Annotated in this window: 14 protein-coding genes, 4 tRNA genes, 3 rRNA genes and 1 riboswitch; of the genes, 17 read left to right on the top strand and 4 right to left on the bottom strand. The window is 50.2% G+C overall.

What is annotated here, in order from left to right; all coding sequences use genetic code 11:
• Positions 1 to 5 precede the first annotated feature (5 nt).
• Positions 6 to 518, bottom strand: coding sequence for a peptide deformylase (gene def, locus K6Q96_RS16685; RefSeq protein ID WP_002540849.1), 513 nt, complete (start codon positions 516 to 518; stop codon positions 6 to 8).
• 120 nt (positions 519 to 638) lie between these two features.
• Here def and K6Q96_RS16680 point away from each other — a divergent pair, with 120 nt between their 5' ends.
• The 4 genes from K6Q96_RS16680 to K6Q96_RS16665 are packed head-to-tail and all read left to right on the top strand — an operon-like array spanning position 639 to position 3835.
• Positions 639 to 1673, top strand: a complete 1035-nt coding sequence (locus K6Q96_RS16680) for a LysM peptidoglycan-binding domain-containing protein (protein ID WP_251876904.1) — start codon at positions 639 to 641, stop codon at positions 1671 to 1673.
• A 1-nt stretch (position 1674) separates the two neighbouring features.
• The gene (gene dprA, locus K6Q96_RS16675) at positions 1675 to 2772 is read left to right on the top strand and encodes a DNA-processing protein DprA (protein WP_251876903.1); all 1098 of its coding nucleotides are present in this window, start codon (positions 1675 to 1677) and stop codon (positions 2770 to 2772) included.
• A 2-nt stretch (positions 2773 to 2774) separates the two neighbouring features.
• On the top strand, positions 2775 to 3251 hold the full coding sequence (locus K6Q96_RS16670; RefSeq protein WP_046302764.1) for a DUF494 family protein: 477 nt from the start codon (positions 2775 to 2777) through the stop codon (positions 3249 to 3251).
• A gap of 17 nt (positions 3252 to 3268) precedes the next feature.
• Positions 3269 to 3835, top strand: a complete 567-nt coding sequence (locus tag K6Q96_RS16665) for a DNA topoisomerase family protein (RefSeq protein WP_251876902.1) — start codon at positions 3269 to 3271, stop codon at positions 3833 to 3835.
• A gap of 74 nt (positions 3836 to 3909) precedes the next feature.
• Here the strand turns inward: K6Q96_RS16665 and K6Q96_RS16660 are convergent, their stop codons facing one another.
• Both K6Q96_RS16660 and purE read right to left on the bottom strand, forming a co-directional pair.
• Complete coding sequence (locus tag K6Q96_RS16660; RefSeq protein ID WP_251876901.1) at positions 3910 to 5046, bottom strand: 5-(carboxyamino)imidazole ribonucleotide synthase; 1137 nt, start codon at positions 5044 to 5046, stop codon at positions 3910 to 3912.
• A 2-nt stretch (positions 5047 to 5048) separates the two neighbouring features.
• Positions 5049 to 5534: a 5-(carboxyamino)imidazole ribonucleotide mutase gene (purE, locus tag K6Q96_RS16655; protein WP_062667673.1), complete on the bottom strand. Its 486-nt coding sequence runs from the start codon at positions 5532 to 5534 to the stop codon at positions 5049 to 5051.
• A 231-nt stretch (positions 5535 to 5765) separates the two neighbouring features.
• Between purE and tsaC the strand changes: the two genes are divergently transcribed.
• The 4 genes from tsaC to K6Q96_RS16635 are packed head-to-tail and all read left to right on the top strand — an operon-like array spanning position 5766 to position 8380.
• Positions 5766 to 6323, top strand: a complete 558-nt coding sequence (gene tsaC / locus K6Q96_RS16650; RefSeq protein WP_251876900.1) for an L-threonylcarbamoyladenylate synthase type 1 TsaC — start codon at positions 5766 to 5768, stop codon at positions 6321 to 6323.
• 21 nt (positions 6324 to 6344) lie between these two features.
• A complete protein-coding gene (gene hemF, locus K6Q96_RS16645) occupies positions 6345 to 7268 on the top strand; it encodes an oxygen-dependent coproporphyrinogen oxidase (RefSeq protein ID WP_256481803.1) in 924 nt (307 codons plus the stop codon).
• An 18-nt stretch (positions 7269 to 7286) separates the two neighbouring features.
• Complete coding sequence (aroE, locus tag K6Q96_RS16640; RefSeq protein ID WP_251876899.1) at positions 7287 to 8105, top strand: shikimate dehydrogenase; 819 nt, start codon at positions 7287 to 7289, stop codon at positions 8103 to 8105.
• Positions 8106 to 8116: 11 nt separating this feature from the next.
• On the top strand, positions 8117 to 8380 hold the full coding sequence (locus tag K6Q96_RS16635; RefSeq protein ID WP_251876898.1) for a DUF1488 family protein: 264 nt from the start codon (positions 8117 to 8119) through the stop codon (positions 8378 to 8380).
• On the opposite strand, the gene K6Q96_RS16630 is transcribed toward K6Q96_RS16635, so the two are convergent.
• Positions 8377 to 8922, bottom strand: coding sequence for a gamma carbonic anhydrase family protein (locus K6Q96_RS16630; RefSeq protein ID WP_251876897.1), 546 nt, complete (start codon positions 8920 to 8922; stop codon positions 8377 to 8379). The genes K6Q96_RS16635 and K6Q96_RS16630 overlap by 4 nt on opposite strands.
• A 654-nt stretch (positions 8923 to 9576) precedes the next feature.
• Here K6Q96_RS16630 and K6Q96_RS16625 point away from each other — a divergent pair.
• From K6Q96_RS16625 to thiC, 9 genes are all read left to right on the top strand, one after another.
• Positions 9577 to 11129, top strand: a 16S ribosomal RNA gene (locus tag K6Q96_RS16625).
• Positions 11130 to 11196: 67 nt separating this feature from the next.
• Positions 11197 to 11273 (top strand) — tRNA-Ile (locus K6Q96_RS16620).
• Positions 11274 to 11306: 33 nt separating this feature from the next.
• Positions 11307 to 11382 (top strand) — tRNA-Ala (locus K6Q96_RS16615).
• 352 nt (positions 11383 to 11734) lie between these two features.
• Positions 11735 to 14622 (top strand): 23S ribosomal RNA (locus tag K6Q96_RS16610).
• Between the two features lie 129 nt (positions 14623 to 14751).
• Positions 14752 to 14867 (top strand): 5S ribosomal RNA (gene rrf, locus K6Q96_RS16605).
• Together the 16S, 23S and 5S rRNA genes with 3 tRNA genes alongside form the textbook arrangement of a ribosomal RNA operon.
• A gap of 15 nt (positions 14868 to 14882) precedes the next feature.
• Positions 14883 to 14959: transfer RNA gene (locus K6Q96_RS16600), tRNA-Asp, on the top strand.
• Positions 14960 to 15492: 533 nt separating this feature from the next.
• Positions 15493 to 15569: transfer RNA gene (locus K6Q96_RS16595), tRNA-Trp, on the top strand.
• Between the two features lie 156 nt (positions 15570 to 15725).
• On the top strand, positions 15726 to 16109 hold the full coding sequence (crcB, locus tag K6Q96_RS16590) for a fluoride efflux transporter CrcB (protein ID WP_062667493.1): 384 nt from the start codon (positions 15726 to 15728) through the stop codon (positions 16107 to 16109).
• 49 nt (positions 16110 to 16158) lie between these two features.
• Positions 16159 to 16257: riboswitch (TPP riboswitch) on the top strand.
• Between the two features lie 98 nt (positions 16258 to 16355).
• Positions 16356 to 18269 carry a phosphomethylpyrimidine synthase ThiC gene (gene thiC, locus K6Q96_RS16585; protein WP_251876896.1) on the top strand — a complete coding sequence of 638 codons (1914 nt, stop codon included), beginning with the start codon at positions 16356 to 16358 and terminating at the stop codon, positions 18267 to 18269.
• The last annotated feature ends 1 nt before the right edge of the window (position 18270 follow it).

The following is an 18270-nucleotide window of genomic DNA, read 5'->3' as shown; positions in this document are numbered from 1 at the left end:
AAACCTCAGCTGGCTTTTTGGTTAGCGCGTTTGATTTTTTCCAGCTTCTGTTTGATGCGCTGTTGCTTCAGGGGCGACAGGTAATCGACAAACAGTTTGCCTTCAAGGTGGTCCAGTTCGTGCTGAACACAGATAGCCAGTAGGTCATCCGCTTCGAACTGGTATTCGTTGCCGTCGCGATCCAGTGCTTTAACCGTCACTTCCGATGCGCGTGATACTAGTGCGCGAGCGCCAGGAACAGACAGACAGCCTTCTTCGATGCCGTCTTCGCCACGCTTCTCAATAATTTCCGGATTGATCAGCACCATAGGCTCATCGCGGGTTTCTGAAATATCAATCACAACGATGCGCTGGTGGATGTCCACCTGGGTCGCAGCAAGGCCAATACCTTCTTCGTCGTACATGGTTTCCAGCATGTCATCAACAATGGTCTGGATCTCTGGTGTGACGCTCTCTACCGGTTTCGCCACCGTGCGTAGGCGATCGTCCGGGAAGGTCAAAACCTGTAATACACTCATAAACGTCTCTTAAATATGTTGAACTGCGCCGTATCCGGCTTCTGTAATTGGGCTAATTCTAGACATTTTGCAATTCAAATGACAGCATCCAAATCGAAAGTACGCTTTTGGAGACAAGGGATGTTTAAAAAGCTTATCATTTTTTGTCTGGCACTGGGGCTGCCAGGCGTGATAGCTGCGTCGGAAGTACGTTTGAGTGCTGATGCTCCTGAAAATTATACGGTGAAAAAAGGCGATACCCTTTGGGATATTTCGGGCCTTTATCTGGAAAAACCTTGGCACTGGCCGACGCTTTGGCAACACAATCCGGCAATCAAAAACCCTCACCTTATCTATCCGGGCGACAAACTGGGCCTGAGCTGGCTTGATGGCAAACCTGTGCTCTCTTATACGGCAGGCGCTAACCGTACTGACTCAACACCTATCAACAGCACCTCGCCATCGGTTCTGCGCCAGTTCTTAACCTATGACACCCTCATTCATGAACGTGAATATTTGCTTGCACCGAGAGTATTGGGCGCGCAGGAAGGATGGAGTTATATCTCTAAACGCACGCCGTTTTTTGTTGATAAGTCTTTAGGCAGCGAAGAGTGGTTTATCTATCGTACCGTGACGGACTTTGAGCGGGAGAAAGGTGATGCCATGGTTCGCATGATAAGCCTCAAGAAAGTCGGTGAAGCTAAGCTGGTGCGCTCGATTGATGGCATTGCTGAAATGACGCTGACCCGCCAAAACCAGGAAATTAAACCTAACGATATCCTGTTACCTGCACTTGGTGCGAAAACCGGAGAGATTTTCCACCCTAAACCCGCGCCGGATGGTGTTGAAGGCAGAATGGTCGGACACCTTTACGGCAGCAACTATGTCGGACATCGTCAAATTGTGGTGGTTGATCTGGGTGAACAGGACGGCCTCAATACGGGACATACCTTGTCGGTGGTGGTGCCAGGTGTCGCCATGAAAGGCTCTAAGGGTGAGATGCGCTATGACAGCGATATCGACAATAGTGGCGGCGATGTGGTGAAAGTATTGCCATCAACATCAGCAGGCACCTTGTTGGTTATCCACAGTTATCCTTTCTTCAGTCTTGCCATGGTGGTGGAAGCCGATAAGCCACTGAAAGCGGATATGCCGGTCATCGCAGCGGGAGGATAAGATGTCTCGCGAGCTTGAGTGGTGGCTTAGGCTCGCCGCCGTTCCCCGCCTCGGCAGTCAGGCGGTCACTAAGGTTATCAGCAGATACCCACCCCACAAACTGGACGCGCTGGAGGATATCGAGCTCGCGGCACTTGGCTTCAAGCCTGCTCAGATTCAGGCGTTGCGACAACCTGACTTTTCCATTATAGACAAATGCCTGACCTGGGCATCAGCACCTGGCAGGCACATCATTTCCTTGACCGACTCGCGTTATCCTTATCTGTTAAAACAAATCAGTGGTGCTCCCCCTCTTTTATTTGTCGACGGCGATCCCCATATACTGTCACTGCCGCAACTTGCGATGGTTGGCAGCCGCCATGCATCTAACGATGGCTTGTCACTGGCTCACGCGTTTGCCAAAGAGCTTGCCGCTCACGATGTCGTCGTGACCAGCGGTTTGGCACTGGGTATTGATGGCAGGGCGCACCGTGGGGCACTCGATGGCAAAGGGAAAACCATTGCCGTGTTGGGCTCGGGGCTTGAGAAAATTTATCCAGCCAGACACCGCCAACTGTCTGACGATATCAAGGATAATGGCGTACTGGTGTCAGAGCTTTGGCCCTGGTCGCCGCCAAAACCTGCATTTTTCCCGAGACGAAATCGCATTATCAGCGGTCTATCTACAGGAGTGCTGGTGGTGGAAGCGGCAATGAAGAGTGGTTCGCTGATCACCGCCAGATTGGCGCTTGAACAAGGGCGGGATGTCTTTGCTCTACCGGGCTCTATCCATAACCCGCATGCGAAAGGCAGTAACGGCTTGATAAAGCAGGGTGCTTTTCTGGTGGAGTCGGTGGACGAAATTTTAGAGCAGGTTGGCGCATTGGCCGGCTGTGCAATAAACCACCAGTTGGAGGTCGCTCAGGCCCAAGTTTTGCAAGAAGAATTGCCATTTCCTGAACTGTTGGCTAACGTAGGAAATGAAGCAAGGTGTGTCGATGTGCTTGCAGAAATCTGCGATGAACCCGTTCACGAAATCATGATGCAGTTGTTAGAACTTGAGCTACAGGGGCTGGTAACAGCGGTACCCGGTGGTTATGTCAGAACGAGGAGGGGATAGCCATGATGGACATCTTAATGTACCTGTTTGAAACCTATATCCACAGCGATGTTGAGTTGATGGTGGATCAGGACGAACTGGCTGATGAACTCTCCAGAGCTGGATTTCATCAAGACGATATATACAAAGCGCTGAACTGGCTTGAAAAGCTGGCGCTACTTCAAGACGCCGACAAAACCCCATACCTTACTGGCGGTGCGCTCACTTCTGTTCGTATCTATACCCCAAAAGAGATGGATCGACTGGATACCGAGAGCCGAGGTTTTCTGACTTTCCTTGAGCAAATCAGTGTACTGAGCCCTGAAACCCGTGAGATGGTGATTGACCGTGTTATGGAGCTCGATACGCAGGAATTTGTGCTGGAAGATCTGAAATGGGTGATCCTGATGGTGCTGTTTAACGTGCCCGGCAACGAGCGCGCGTACGATCAAATGGAAGAGTTACTCTACAGCACAGCGGAAGATGAATACCTTCACTGATTTGAGGCTGGTCTGTTTTGGCTGGAAAAATTGACGATTCCCTATTCAGCGCCCATGAACATGCGCTGGAAAATGAAGAGCGCTGCCCTAAATGTGGCAGCGCTCTTGTTATCAAGCACAGTAAACGCGGCCCTTTCAAAGCGTGTACTGGCTACCCGGCTTGTGATTTCATCGAGTCACTTAACCACAATGATGGGCACATAGTGAAAGAGCTTGGCATGCCGTGCCCGGAATGTGGCAACGAGTTGGTGCTCCGCCAAGGACGTTTCGGCATGTTCATCGGCTGTTCGGCGTATCCGGAATGCCAACATATCGAAAAGCGCGATCAGGAACCTGAAGCGGAAACCATGGACATCAACTGTCCTGAGTGCCGCAAAGGAAAACTGCACGAGAAGAAATCGCGTTTTGGTAAAGCCTTCTATGCGTGTGACGCTTACCCGAAATGCAAATTCGCCGTGAACCTTAAGCCTATCAAGGGCAACTGTGAGGTTTGCGGATATCCGCTGCTGCTTGAGAAAAAGCTGGCGGCGGGCATTGTGAAAGTCTGTGCGGATAAAAAGTGTCAACACAAACAGGGGCTATGACCCAAATTCGCCGTGTTTGGTATTAGAAAAAAAAGCCGCTAGCAGCGGCTTTTCTCGTTTTGGGCTTGGCTCATTCAGCTTAATGTTTCTGCGGCACTTTGAAGGGCGGGAAACTCAGTGTCGTCCAAGTGTTTTGCGACTTCCTGAAGTGCTTCACCCAACGCCTTTGCATTGTCTGCGCAAAGGTTGATGTGGCCAATCTTGCGGCCCGGTCGCGGCGCTTTGTCGTACCAATGCACATGCGCCAGTCCCATGACATCCGTCGGGACAGTTACTTCACCGACGATGTTGATCATCGCAGTCGGACGGATGCGTTTGGCACTGCCAAGCGGTAAGCCACAGACAGCGCGAAGATGGTTCTCAAACTGACAGACCTCAGCACCTTGCTGTGTCCAGTGACCGGAGTTGTGTACGCGCGGCGCTATCTCGTTCACTTTGAGGTTGCCGCCGACATCAAAAAACTCAATCGCCAGTACGCCGACATAATCCAGTGTGTCTGCCACTGCTTTAAACATGGCTTCAGCCTGAGCCTGTACTGCATCATTGTCACCGGCTGCCACCGACACGCTCAAGATACCGTTGGTGTGGATATTCTCGGTCAGTGGGTAAATTTCCAAATCACCTTTGGCATTGCGCGCACCGATTAATGACACTTCGCGGTCAAACGGCACAAATTCTTCGGCAATCACACACTGACGCGCACCTTGTGGAGAGGTTTTGAGGAACTGGTCGATATCCTGCCACACTGATTCAATATCTGAATCTGGCTTCAGGCGCCACTGGCCTTTGCCGTCATAGCCATCAAGGGCGCTTTTCAGGATGAGAGGCAGGCCGATGTTGGCGATTGCTGAATCGTAATCTTCTCGCGATTCAATCACCTGATAACGGGCATTGGCTACACCAGCTTTATCCAGCAAAGCTTTTTCCAGACGACGGTCACCGCCGGTCAGGATGGCGGTTTCACCAGGGTAGAATTTACCGCTGGCCTGACAGACGTCCAGTACGTCCGGCGCGATGTGTTCAAACTCGGCAGTAATTGCGTCGGCATCGGCAATCCCGTTTTCCAGACCTTGCCCAAGTACTTCCAGCGTGACTGGGTGTACAAGGTTGCCGCTTCGCACATCGTACGCGCTAATCTTAAGGTTTAGGGGGGCACCTGCCAGCGCCATCATACGTGCCAGCTGTCCGGCACCGAGAACCAGCACATTCATGATTAATCTACCGATGGGTCAGGGTTAGCGAGAACGGTGTCTGTTTGGTTCTGACGGAAAGCGTCGACTTTTGCCATCAGCTCTGCATCATTGGTCGCCAAGATTTGCGCTGCAAGCAGGCCGGCATTCGCGGCACCTGCATCACCAATTGCCAGCGTTCCTACTGCCACCCCTTTTGGCATTTGGACGATAGAAAGTAGCGAATCCATCCCTTTCAGTGCTTTTGACTGAACCGGTACACCCAGTACAGGAAGGCTGGTAAACGCGGCGGTCATCCCAGGTAGGTGAGCAGCGCCACCTGCGCCGGCAATAATCACTTTCAGGCCACGTGAAGCAGCTTCGCTGGCATAATCTGCGAGCAGGCCAGGAGTGCGGTGGGCGGAAACCACTTTGGTTTCGTAGTCAACGCCGAAGTGATCCAGCATATCTGCTGCGTTTTTCATGGTTGGCCAATCTGACTTAGAACCCATGATGATGCCGACTTTCATAGTAACTCCTGTAAATGCTCGTTAACCGCTGAAACATGGAAAGTGGGCGCATTATATCGGCAAAAAGCAGCAAGGAAAACGTTTGCGTCAGTCTGTTTGCTGCTGTTTGGATACCTGTTATAAACGGGGCTGATAGAAAGTCTGTTTCGATTTGTGACAAAAGTGTTGAGAACGTCGGGTAAAGTTGGTCATAGTAAGCCGAATTTTTCGGGTAGAGGCAGGAGAAGAGCATTGGCGAATGTTAAGCAATGCGTTGCAGCGTTGGCGCGCGGGGAAGTTATCGCGTACCCCACAGAAGGGGTATTTGGTGTGGGTTGTGACCCGGACAGCCCAGCCGCTGTGCAGGCGCTTTTAGATGTAAAAGAGCGTGATAAGGCCAAAGGCCTTATTCTGATCGCGGCAGAGCTTTCCCAGTTGGACGGATACATTGATTTCGATAGCCTGAGTGAAGAGGTGAAAGCCGAGGTTTTAGCAACCTGGCCGGGCCCTGTTACCTGGGTCATGCCCGCAGGCAAAAAGATCACTGATTGGGTGACTGGGCAGTTCGATACTGTCGCTGTGCGCGTTTCCGATCATCCAGATGTCCGCGAACTGTGTCTTTCTTATGGCAAACCCATCACATCAACCAGTGCCAACCTTAGCGGTGAAGAGCCGTGTCGCAGTGTGGCGGAAGTGGTAGAGCAATTGGGTAGCCGTGTGCCGAGTGTTTTAGAAGGAAAAATTGGCGGACGTGACAAGCCCACCGAGATCCGAGATGCGCGTTCTGGTAAGGTGCTTCGTCAGGGCTAAATAAAAGTACAAGGAAATCACGTGGAGAATCAGAACCTTCCTCAGCAGGTTGATAAAGAGGCGGTTAAGCGCTTTTTACTGTCGTTGCAGGACATGATATGTGCGGCGCTGGAAAAAGAAGACGGCGGTGCGACATTTGAGGAAGATGCCTGGGAGAGAACTGCGGGCGGCGGTGGTAAAAGCCGGGTGCTTCGCGATGGCAATGTATTTGAGCAGGCTGGCGTGAATTTCTCCCATGTGTTTGGGGACAAAATGCCGGGCTCGGCGACGGCGCACCGTCCTGAACTGGCAGGCAGAGGCTTTGAAGCCATGGGTGTGTCTTTGGTGGTGCATCCTAAAAACCCGAATGTTCCGACTTCCCACGCCAATGTCCGTTTCTTCATTGCCGAAAAAGAAGGGGAAGCCCCGGTTTGGTGGTTTGGTGGTGGCTTCGATCTCACGCCTTTCTATCCAGTAGAAGAAGATTGTGTTCATTGGCACCAAACGGCGAAGTCTATTTGTGCACCCTTTGGCGCTGATGTATATGCTGAGCACAAAGCCTGGTGTGATCGTTATTTCTTCTTGCCTCACCGTAACGAAACCCGTGGTGTCGGCGGTCTTTTCTTTGATGATTTGAACCAGTGGGGATTCGACGCGTCTTTCGATTATATAAAAGCCGTGGGTGAGGGTTACCTCGATGCTTACCTCCCGATCGTGCAGAAACGCAAAGACGCCGCTTACGGTGAACATGAGCGTGAATTCCAACTTTATCGCCGCGGGCGTTATGTTGAGTTTAATCTTGTCTACGATCGTGGCACTCTGTTTGGTCTGCAAAGCGGCGGACGAACAGAATCAATCCTGATGTCTATGCCACCACTGGTGCGCTGGGAGTATGGATTCGAGCCTGAGCCAGGGTCTGCTGAAGAGAAGCTCTACAAAGAGTTTTTGAAACCAAGGGAATGGTAATTCAAGGAAAACAAAGTCGTGGATAAATATGTCGTTGTCGGCAACCCGATCTCACACAGTAAGTCTCCTTTTATACACACCTTGTTTGCGCGCCATACTGCGCAGGCAATGGATTATGAAACGCTCGAAGCGCCAATCGGTGGTTTTGAGGAAGCGGTAACTGCCTTTTTTAATAGTGGCGGCAAAGGATGTAATGTCACTGTGCCCTTTAAAGAAGAGGCGTTTAAGTTGGCGACCATGCTGACCGAGCGGGCTAAGCTCGCTGGGGCGGTGAACACACTGAAAAAGCTCGATGATGGCGGCATACTCGGCGATAACACGGACGGGGAAGGGCTGGTGCAAGATCTGCTGAGTCACCATGTCCAACTCGAAGGCGCTAAAATTTTATTGCTTGGTGCAGGTGGCGCAGCGAGGGGAGTGATTCTTCCCTTACTGGCTCACGAGCCTGCACAATTGGTGATTGCTAACCGCACTGCAAGTAAAGCCGAGATGCTGGCATCACTATTTGCGGATAATGGCAGTGTGTCGGCAACCAGCTTTGAATCGCTGGAAGGAGAGTTTGATGTGGTGGTGAATTCTACATCTGCCAGCCTTTCAGGAGAACACCCACAAATCTCAGCGACTGTGTTTGGCAGTCAAACCGTAGTTTATGACATGGTATATGGTTCAGGCGTGACCAGCAGTAACCGGTGGGCTCTGGATAACGGTGCCGCTCGTGTGATTGATGGATTGGGTATGCTGGTGGGACAAGCGGCGGAGAGTTTTACGATTTGGCGTGGTATCAGGCCGGGAACTGGACAGGTGCTGAGAGAGCTTCGCAGTAATCTTGCTGAATAGATGAAGTGCAGATGAACCAGAACATCCTTTTCCCTGACCTCCAAGAGGTCGATACTGAAAAATGCGCTGTCCGCTTTGATGCGCAGCAAGCAGGCTCCTTGATTGCCTGCTTTATCTCGATTGTTGATCTGGAAAAGAGAGAGCGAGTAGCTTTGAATACAGAAGAAGCGATTCTGGCAGCGTTTGCCGGGAATCGCTTCGATCTGGAAGAGTTAGCAGAAGAAGCCATTGAAGAGGAAGACTTCAATGCGTCCGGTGAGATCTGGGTGCGTTAACCTTCGAGCTCTGCGATGTACTCATTTTTCGTGACAACATAGTTATTAGACGATTTCTGCAAAAAAGCGCGTTCTGCTTCTTTCAAAGGGCGCGCTTGTTTTACCGGACTGCCCACATAGAGAAAACCAGACTCTAAACGTTTACCAGGCGGAACCAAACTGCCCGCACCCACCATGACTTCATCTTCTATTACAGCACCATCGAGAACAATCGCGCCCATGCCGACAAGCACTTTATTACCGATAGTGCAGCCATGCAGCATGACTTTGTGTCCGACAGTCACGTCATCACCGATGATCAGCGGATAGCCTCCTGGGTTCTCTTTGTTCTTGTGGGTGACATGAAGAACAGAGCCATCCTGAATGTTAGACCGCTGGCCGATACGGATATGGTTAACGTCACCGCGGGCAGCAACCAAAGGCCAAATGCTTGCGTCATCACCAAGGGTAATATCGCCAACCAATACAGAAGAAGGGTCGAGGTAAACGCGTTCACCGACTGTTGGAAAGATACCTTTATAACTGCGAAGTACAGAAGACATAGAGAATTCCAAATAAGGATGATTGAAAACAGACTATCTTGATGCGGAAAAGAGTGCAATTCTTGTTCGTTTTAATGCACTTTAATACCGTTTTGGGCGAAAAATAATCGAACGCACCGTTTTTCATAAAAAACCTCAAAAAAGGCCTTGCCAGAATTTCAGACCTCCCTATAATGCCGCCTCACCGACACGGAGAGCGGCTCCCACCGCGGAAACGCCCCCTCAAATCGGTACGGCGAAGGCCTCAAAAATTGAGTTGAAATAAACGCTTGACGCGCTGTTTCGAATCAGTAGAATGGCCGCCCGCTTCGAAGGGAAATTCACCCCGAGAGGCAAGTCAACAAGGTGTTTTGAGGGTTGCGAAAGCAAGGCTGAAAAATCTCAAAATTTCTTCTTGACTTCATCGCCCGGCAGCGTAAAATTCGCAGCCCTGACGGTGAGAAGCAGCGCTTCTTCAAGTCAACGTTCTTTAACAATTTGACCTATGCAATCTGTGTGGGCACTCGTGATTGATAGACAAAAGATTTATCGATGTTTACTGAGTGACCAAACGAAAACTCTACGGAGTTATCGGCACAGTCAATTCGTTCTGCTCTTTCTTTACTTTGTAGAGAGGGGTTAGAACACAACAGTATTTCATCGAGCCAAAAACTTTAATTGAAGAGTTTGATCATGGCTCAGATTGAACGCTGGCGGCAGGCCTAACACATGCAAGTCGAGCGGCAGCGACAATAAAGATTCTTCGGATGATTTATTGGGCGGCGAGCGGCGGACGGGTGAGTAATGGCTGGGAACCTGCCTGGTAGAGGGGGATAACCACTGGAAACGGTGGCTAATACCGCATGATGTCTTTGGACCAAAGAGGGGGACCTTCGGGCCTCTCGCTACCGGATGGGCCCAGTTGGGATTAGCTAGTTGGTGGGGTAAAGGCTCACCAAGGCGACGATCCCTAGCTGGTTTGAGAGGATGATCAGCCACACTGGAACTGAGACACGGTCCAGACTCCTACGGGAGGCAGCAGTGGGGAATATTGCACAATGGGCGCAAGCCTGATGCAGCCATGCCGCGTGTGTGAAGAAGGCCTTCGGGTTGTAAAGCACTTTCAGCCGTGAGGAAGGCATTGTACTTAATACGTGCAGTGTTTGACGTTAGCGGCAGAAGAAGCACCGGCTAACTCCGTGCCAGCAGCCGCGGTAATACGGAGGGTGCGAGCGTTAATCGGAATTACTGGGCGTAAAGCGCATGCAGGCGGTCTGTTAAGCAAGATGTGAAAGCCCCGGGCTTAACCTGGGAACCGCATTTTGAACTGGCAGGCTAGAGTCTTGTAGAGGGGGGTAGAATTTCAGGTGTAGCGGTGAAATGCGTAGAGATCTGAAGGAATACCGGTGGCGAAGGCGGCCCCCTGGACAAAGACTGACGCTCAGATGCGAAAGCGTGGGGAGCAAACAGGATTAGATACCCTGGTAGTCCACGCCGTAAACGATGTCTACTTGGAGGCTGTAGTCTAGAACTGTGGCTTTCGGAGCTAACGCGTTAAGTAGACCGCCTGGGGAGTACGGTCGCAAGATTAAAACTCAAATGAATTGACGGGGGCCCGCACAAGCGGTGGAGCATGTGGTTTAATTCGATGCAACGCGAAGAACCTTACCTACTCTTGACATCCAGAGAACTTTCCAGAGATGGATTGGTGCCTTCGGGAGCTCTGAGACAGGTGCTGCATGGCTGTCGTCAGCTCGTGTTGTGAAATGTTGGGTTAAGTCCCGCAACGAGCGCAACCCTTATCCTTGTTTGCCAGCGAGTAATGTCGGGAACTCCAGGGAGACTGCCGGTGATAAACCGGAGGAAGGTGGGGACGACGTCAAGTCATCATGGCCCTTACGAGTAGGGCTACACACGTGCTACAATGGCATATACAGAGGGCAGCGAGACAGCGATGTGAAGCGAATCCCAGAAAGTATGTCGTAGTCCGGATTGGAGTCTGCAACTCGACTCCATGAAGTCGGAATCGCTAGTAATCGTGGATCAGAATGCCACGGTGAATACGTTCCCGGGCCTTGTACACACCGCCCGTCACACCATGGGAGTGGGCTGCACCAGAAGTAGATAGCTTAACCTTCGGGAGGGCGTTTACCACGGTGTGGTTCATGACTGGGGTGAAGTCGTAACAAGGTAGCCCTAGGGGAACCTGGGGCTGGATCACCTCCTTAACGATACTATTAATGCTAGTGTCCACACAGATTGCTACGGTCAAAAAGATAAAGAACATACTTAGATGGGTCTGTAGCTCAGGTGGTTAGAGCGCACCCCTGATAAGGGTGAGGTCGGTGGTTCAAGTCCACTCAGACCCACCAATCAATTCGGTTGGTGGCACTAAGTATCGATGTGGGGCTATAGCTCAGCTGGGAGAGCGCTTGATTTGCATTCAAGAGGTCTGCGGTTCGATCCCGCATAGCTCCACCACTCTTTAAGCACACTTCTCTTCGAACAGAGAATGATGAGTGTTCTTAAAAAGTGGTTGTTCACTAGAACACATCACATGCTCTTTAAAAATCTGGAAAGCTGACTAAACAAACTGATTCAGTTTGTTTGTAAAAGTTCTCAAATGTTGATTCTTCGGAATTAACACCAAACACATTCAAGTGTTCTTGGTTTCATCACTTCTTCGGAAGTGATGAACAATATTTGAGTCCGGCGAAATCGTTCATCACTTTATGTTTCCGCTTTTTAAGAAAAAGCAGAGGCAAAAAGGGTGAACATGTTCTTATTAGAACACCTTGGTTGTTTAAACATACGAAACCTCTTGGGGTTGTATGGTTAAGTGACTAAGCGTACACGGTGGATGCCTTGGCAGTCAGAGGCGATGAAGGACGTAGTAACTTGCGATAAGCCCAGATTAGGTAGTAACAACCGCTTGAGTCTGGGATTTCCGAATGGGGAAACCCACTGGCATCAGCCAGTATCCCACACTGAATACATAGGTGTGTGGAGGCGAACTCGGGGAACTGAAACATCTAAGTACCCGAAGGAAAAGAAATCAATTGAGATTCCGGCAGTAGCGGCGAGCGACCCCGGATTAGCCCTTAAGCGTTTTATGAGTTAGTGGAAGCCTCTGGAAAGTGGCGCGATACAGGGTGATAGCCCCGTACACGACGGCTTATTTAACGTGAAAACGAGTAGGACGGGACACGTGTTATCTTGTCTGAAGATGGGGGGACCATCCTCCAAGGCTAAATACTCCTGACTGACCGATAGTGAACCAGTACCGTGAGGGAAAGGCGAAAAGAACCCCTGTGAGGGGAGTGAAATAGAACCTGAAACCGTGTACGTACAAGCAGTGGGAGCCTACTTGTTAGGTGACTGCGTACCTTTTGTATAATGGGTCAGCGACTTACGTTATGTAGCAAGGTTAACCGCATAGGGGAGCCGTAGGGAAACCGAGTCTTAACTGGGCGAATGAGTTGCATGACGTAGACCCGAAACCGAGTGATCTAGCCATGGGCAGGTTGAAGATTGAGTAACATCAATTGGAGGACCGAACCGACTAATGTTGAAAAATTAGCGGATGACTTGTGGCTAGGGGTGAAAGGCCAATCAAACTCGGAGATAGCTGGTTCTCCCCGAAAGCTATTTAGGTAGCGCCTCGGACGAATACTACTGGGGGTAGAGCACTGTTAAGGCTAGGGGGTCATCCCGACTTACCAACCCTTTGCAAACTCCGAATACCAGTAAGTACTATCCGGGAGACACACGGCGGGTGCTAACGTCCGTCGTGGAGAGGGAAACAACCCAGACCGCCAGCTAAGGTCCCAAAGTTATCGCTAAGTGGGAAACGATGTGGGAAGGCTCAGACAGCCAGGATGTTGGCTTAGAAGCAGCCATCATTTAAAGAAAGCGTAATAGCTCACTGGTCGAGTCGGCCTGCGCGGAAGATGTAACGGGGCTAAGCGATACACCGAAGCTGCGGCAGATATTTATATCTGGGTAGGGGAGCGTTCTGTAAGCCGTTGAAGGTGGTCTGTAAGGGCTGCTGGAGGTATCAGAAGTGCGAATGCTGACATGAGTAACGACAAAGGGGGTGAAAAACCTCCTCGCCGGAAGACCAAGGGTTCCTGTCCAACGTTAATCGGGGCAGGGTAAGTCGGCCCCTAAGGCGAGGCCGAAAGGCGTAGTCGATGGGAAACGGGTTAATATTCCCGTACTGCTGATAACTGCGATGGGGGGACGGAGAAGGCTAGGTGGGCCTCGCGACGGTTGTCGAGGTTCAAGTGCGTAGGTGGGTGTCTTAGGTAAATCCGGGACGCTATACACTGAGACACGATGTCGAGCTACTACGGTAGTGAAGTCATTGATGCCATGCTTCCGGGAAAAGCCTCTAAGCTTCAGGTTATCAGGAACCGTACCCCAAACCGACACAGGTGGTCGGGTAGAGAATACCAAGGCGCTTGAGAGAACTCGGGTGAAGGAACTAGGCAAAATGGTACCGTAACTTCGGGAGAAGGTACGCTCTCGACGGTGAAGTCCCTTGCGGATGGAGCTATTGAGAGTCGCAGATACCAGGTGGCTGCAACTGTTTATTAAAAACATAGCACTGTGCAAAATCGAAAGATGACGTATACGGTGTGACGCCTGCCCGGTGCCGGAAGGTTAATTGATGGGGTTAGACTTCGGTCGAAGCTCTTGATCGAAGCCCCGGTAAACGGCGGCCGTAACTATAACGGTCCTAAGGTAGCGAAATTCCTTGTCGGGTAAGTTCCGACCTGCACGAATGGCGTAATGATGGCCACGCTGTCTCCACCCGAGACTCAGTGAAATTGAAATCGCAGTGAAGATGCTGTGTACCCGCGGCTAGACGGAAAGACCCCGTGAACCTTTACTACAGCTTGGCACTGAACATTGAGCCTACATGTGTAGGATAGGTGGGAGGCTTTGAAACACAGACGCCAGTTTGTGTGGAGCCGACCTTGAAATACCACCCTTGTATGTTTGATGTTCTAACTTAGGCCCCTTATCGGGGTTGAGGACAGTGCCTGGTGGGTAGTTTGACTGGGGCGGTCTCCTCCCAAAGCGTAACGGAGGAGCACGAAGGTGGGCTAATCACGGTCGGACATCGTGAGGTTAGTGCAATGGCATAAGCCCGCTTGACTGCGAGAATGACGGTTCGAGCAGGTGCGAAAGCAGGTCATAGTGATCCGGTGGTTCTGAATGGAAGGGCCATCGCTCAACGGATAAAAGGTACTCCGGGGATAACAGGCTGATACCGCCCAAGAGTTCATATCGACGGCGGTGTTTGGCACCTCGATGTCGGCTCATCACATCCTGGGGCTGAAGTCGGTCCCAAGGGTATGGCTGTTCGCCATTTAAAGTGGTACGCGAGCTGGGTTTAGAACGTCGTGAGACAGTTCGGTCCCTATCTGCCGTGGGCGTTGGATGATTGAGAGGGGCTGCTCCTAGTACGAGAGGACCGGAGTGGACGAACCTCTGGTGTTCGGGTTGTCACGCCAGTGGCATTGCCCGGTAGCTAAGTTCGGAATCGATAACCGCTGAAAGCATCTAAGCGGGAAGCGAGCCTCAAGATGAGTCATCCCTAGGGCTTTAAGTCCTCTAAAGGGTTGTTGGAGACGACGACGTAGATAGGTCAGGTGTGTAAGCGCTGCGAGGCGTTGAGCTAACTGATACTAATTGCCCGTGAGGCTTAACCATACAACACCCAAGGGGTTTTGACGGACTCGAATAAGAACGTTGAATGTGTAAGAACGAGAACAAAGACAGTCACTTTCCAAGATTTTGGTTTTTACCTTTTTTAAAAAGGTGAAGACTTAGCAGAATTTGCTTGGCGACCATAGCGTTATGGACCCACCTGACTCCATGCCGAACTCAGTAGTGAAACGTAACAGCGCCGATGGTAGTGTGGGGTCTCCCCATGTGAGAGTAGGACATCGCCAGGCTTCCAATTTAAGTGTGGAGCGGTAGTTCAGTTGGTTAGAATACCGGCCTGTCACGCCGGGGGTCGCGGGTTCGAGTCCCGTCCGCTCCGCCACTTCTTAAAGAAACCTCAGTCGAAAGGCTGAGGTTTTTTGCTATCCGTCATACCACCAAACTTCTCACTCTATTGCTGTCTTGAAGTTAAAACATAAGACTGACCACACTTTATGAATAGGTAAACGCCAATAATTTGATTTGTCTGGAAACTACATCTACATCTGATGTATTGAAATGCATACATTTAGTGATCGTCATACACTTCTCTCATTTTTATTTATGCAACTGTTAGAGTTACTCTCTTTGGTTCTTATCATTGAGACGTATTTTGTATACCATCACGGTATGATCGGCTTATCTAAAAAGGATAAAGGAATCATCAGATGAATGATTTGTCAGCTTTACTTCAAATGACTCTGCTTTGTAGCGCTATTGCAGCTTTAGTCGCAGGGCCTGCAGTGATCGCATTGTTGGTATTTAATAAGTATAAGCAGAAGAATCATAACCTTGTATGAAATCTGTCCACTTGATTTGGCTTTCCCCAATCAATACTGGCTATTTGACAGAGAACCATTAAAATAGCCTGCGTATAGGGGTGTAGCTCCAATTGGCAGAGCAGCGGATTCCAAATCCGCGTGTTGGGGGTTCGAATCCCTCCACCCCTGCCAAATTCAAAGCCTCAGCAGAAATGCTGAGGCTTTTTCGTATCTACTGTTCTTTCAATCAGTTCAACATTTGAATTGGCTAAGAGATCGCCTTAGCGAATACGCATTTTAAGGCGTATCATGTCAGCTTGGTTTCTGGACAACATGGACCTAAACACCATGAATCAAGCAGTTCTACTTTTTTATATAGCCATTGGTGGAGCATTTGGTGCTTGCTCTCGTTACCTGATTTCTGAGCTCTGTGTTGTGTTACTAGGGCGTGGTTTTCCTTATGGTACTTTAACGGTTAATGTCGTTGGCTCGTTTATCATGGGACTATTAGTTGCAGCCTTAGAGCAGGAAGTCTTTTCTCCAGGTCCTTGGCGCCATCTTATCGGACTTGGCTTCCTTGGGGCGCTCACTACGTTTTCTACGTTTTCTATGGATAACGTTTTGCTCCTTCAGCAGGGTGAGTGGTTCAAAATGGGACTGAATGTTGTGCTTAATGTCGTTATCTGTATTTTTGCAGCTTGGGCAGGCTTTCAGTTGTTAATGCGCGGTTAATCACTTTGAGTGGTTGAGATAACGGAAAGCATTCCCTATACTCGTTCGCTGATACTTGTCGGAGTGCCATTTGGCTGAGACTGCGAAAGCAGGATCCGTTGAACCTGATCAGGCTAATACCTGCGAAGGGAACAAGAGAACAACAATTGTGGTGTTCTGGGATATTGATATCTATAAGTTTCACCACACCTCTTGCTCAGCAAATCCGGCAAGCATTTATTCCCAAAAATATATTGGAGTAATGCTATGTCGAACCGTAAACAAGCCAGAAACGAAGCAAAAGCCTTTATCGATAACCTGTCGGTACAACCCTTTCCTAATTCTCTTAAAGTTCATTTAGAGGGCTCCCGTCCAGATATTCGGGTGGGCATGCGTGAAATCTCCCTAGCACCAAGCCTCATCGGTGGCACTAAAGATAATCCCCAGTTTGAAGAAAATGAGCCGGTTCGTGTTTACGACACATCTGGTGTGTATACCGATCCAGACTACGAAATTGACATATATGCGGGTCTGCCAAAGCTACGAGAGCGCTGGATAGAAGAGCGCAGTGATACTGAACTCCTTGATGGAGTGACGTCAGACTTTGCCAAGACACGTTTGGATGATGACACACTGGATGAGCTTCGCTTTGGTAATCTGCCGTCCGTGCGTCGAGCCCAAAATGGGCAGTGTGTTACCCAGCTACACTATGCACGTCGGGGCATCATTACTCCTGAAATGGAGTACATCGCGATTCGTGAAAACATGGGTCGCCAGCAATATGCAGATGAGCAACTGAACCGTCAGCATTCGGGTCAGAACTTTGGTGCTAACCTTCCAAAAGAAATTACGCCGGAATTTGTTCGTAAAGAAGTGGCGGAAGGCCGCGCGATCATTCCTTCCAATATTAACCACCCTGAATCTGAGCCAATGATCATTGGCCGCAATTTCTTGGTGAAAGTGAACGCGAATATTGGTAACTCATCAGTCACCTCATCGATTGAAGAGGAAACCGAGAAGTTGGTGTGGTCTACCCGCTGGGGCGCAGATACGGTCATGGATTTATCGACCGGTCGAAACATCCATGAAACTCGCGAGTGGATCTTGAGAAATAGCCCTGTGCCAATCGGTACTGTTCCTATGTATCAGGCACTTGAGAAAGTAAATGGTATCGCTGAAAACCTGACGTGGGAAGTGATGCGTGACACCCTTATTGAACAGGCAGAGCAGGGTGTTGATTACTTCACTATCCACGCTGGTGTGCTGCTGCGCTACGTACCAATGACAGCTAAACGTGTTACCGGCATTGTCTCCCGTGGCGGCTCTATCATCGCCAAGTGGTGTTTAGCACACCATCAGGAAAGTTTCCTCTACACCCACTTCCGTGAGATTTGTGAAATCTGTGCGAAGTATGACGTGGCATTGTCGTTGGGCGATGGTCTGCGTCCGGGATCTATTGCCGATGCTAACGACGAAGCCCAGTTCTCAGAACTTCGTACTCTTGGTGAGTTGACCAAGGTAGCTTGGGAGTACGACGTTCAGGTAATGATTGAAGGCCCTGGCCACGTGCCAATGCACATGATCAAAGAAAATATGGAAGAGCAGTTAGAGCATTGCCACGAAGCACCTTTCTATACTCTTGGACCTTTGACGACAGACGTTGCTCCGGGCTATGACCACATCACTTCAGGTATTGGTGCGGCGATGATCGGCTGGTTTGGCTGTGCCATGCTTTGCTACGTGACACCGAAAGAACATTTAGGGCTTCCGAATAAAGATGATGTGAAAGTCGGCCTGATTACCTACAAGCTCTGTGCTCACGCGGCTGATTTGGCGAAAGGACATCCTGGTGCTCAGGTACGTGACAATGCCCTGTCTAAAGCGCGCTTCGAATTCCGTTGGGAAGATCAGTTTAACCTGGCGCTCGACCCAGATACTGCACGCGCTTACCACGATGAAACTCTCCCGCAGGAGTCGGGCAAAGTGGCGCACTTCTGCTCCATGTGTGGCCCTAAATTCTGCTCAATGAAAATCAGTCATGAAGTTCGTGATTATGCAAAAGGCCTTGAGCTAGGCGAAGGCATTGAAGTGAAAATGCTGGAAGATCCACTTGAAGGCATGAAACAAAAATCGGCGGAATTTCTCGCCAAAGGCAGCGAACTCTATCATCAAAAAGCGTAGG

Source organism: Grimontia kaedaensis, assembly GCF_023746615.1.
Lineage (GTDB): Bacteria > Pseudomonadota > Gammaproteobacteria > Enterobacterales > Vibrionaceae > Enterovibrio > Enterovibrio kaedaensis.
Note: the sequence above shows the minus strand (reverse complement) of the source record. Positions and strands in the feature narration are given on the sequence as shown.

Bases quoted from the DNA above. Each gene is read 5' to 3' on its own strand.
- purE (WP_062667673.1), bottom strand. From the start codon at position 5,534: ATGAAAGTCGGCATCATCATGGGTTCTAAGTCAGATTGGCCAACCATG.
- thiC (WP_251876896.1), top strand. From the start codon at position 16,356: ATGTCGAACCGTAAACAAGCCAGAAACGAAGCAAAAGCCTTTATCGAT.
- K6Q96_RS16680 (WP_251876904.1), top strand. From the start codon at position 639: ATGTTTAAAAAGCTTATCATTTTTTGTCTGGCACTGGGGCTGCCAGGC.
- K6Q96_RS16660 (WP_251876901.1), bottom strand. From the start codon at position 5,046: ATGAATGTGCTGGTTCTCGGTGCCGGACAGCTGGCACGTATGATGGCG.
- crcB (WP_062667493.1), top strand. From the start codon at position 15,726: ATGAATCAAGCAGTTCTACTTTTTTATATAGCCATTGGTGGAGCATTT.
- K6Q96_RS16630 (WP_251876897.1), bottom strand. From the start codon at position 8,922: ATGTCTTCTGTACTTCGCAGTTATAAAGGTATCTTTCCAACAGTCGGT.
- dprA (WP_251876903.1), top strand. From the start codon at position 1,675: ATGTCTCGCGAGCTTGAGTGGTGGCTTAGGCTCGCCGCCGTTCCCCGC.
- K6Q96_RS16670 (WP_046302764.1), top strand. From the start codon at position 2,775: ATGATGGACATCTTAATGTACCTGTTTGAAACCTATATCCACAGCGAT.
- def (WP_002540849.1), bottom strand. From the start codon at position 518: ATGAGTGTATTACAGGTTTTGACCTTCCCGGACGATCGCCTACGCACG.
- K6Q96_RS16635 (WP_251876898.1), top strand. From the start codon at position 8,117: ATGAACCAGAACATCCTTTTCCCTGACCTCCAAGAGGTCGATACTGAA.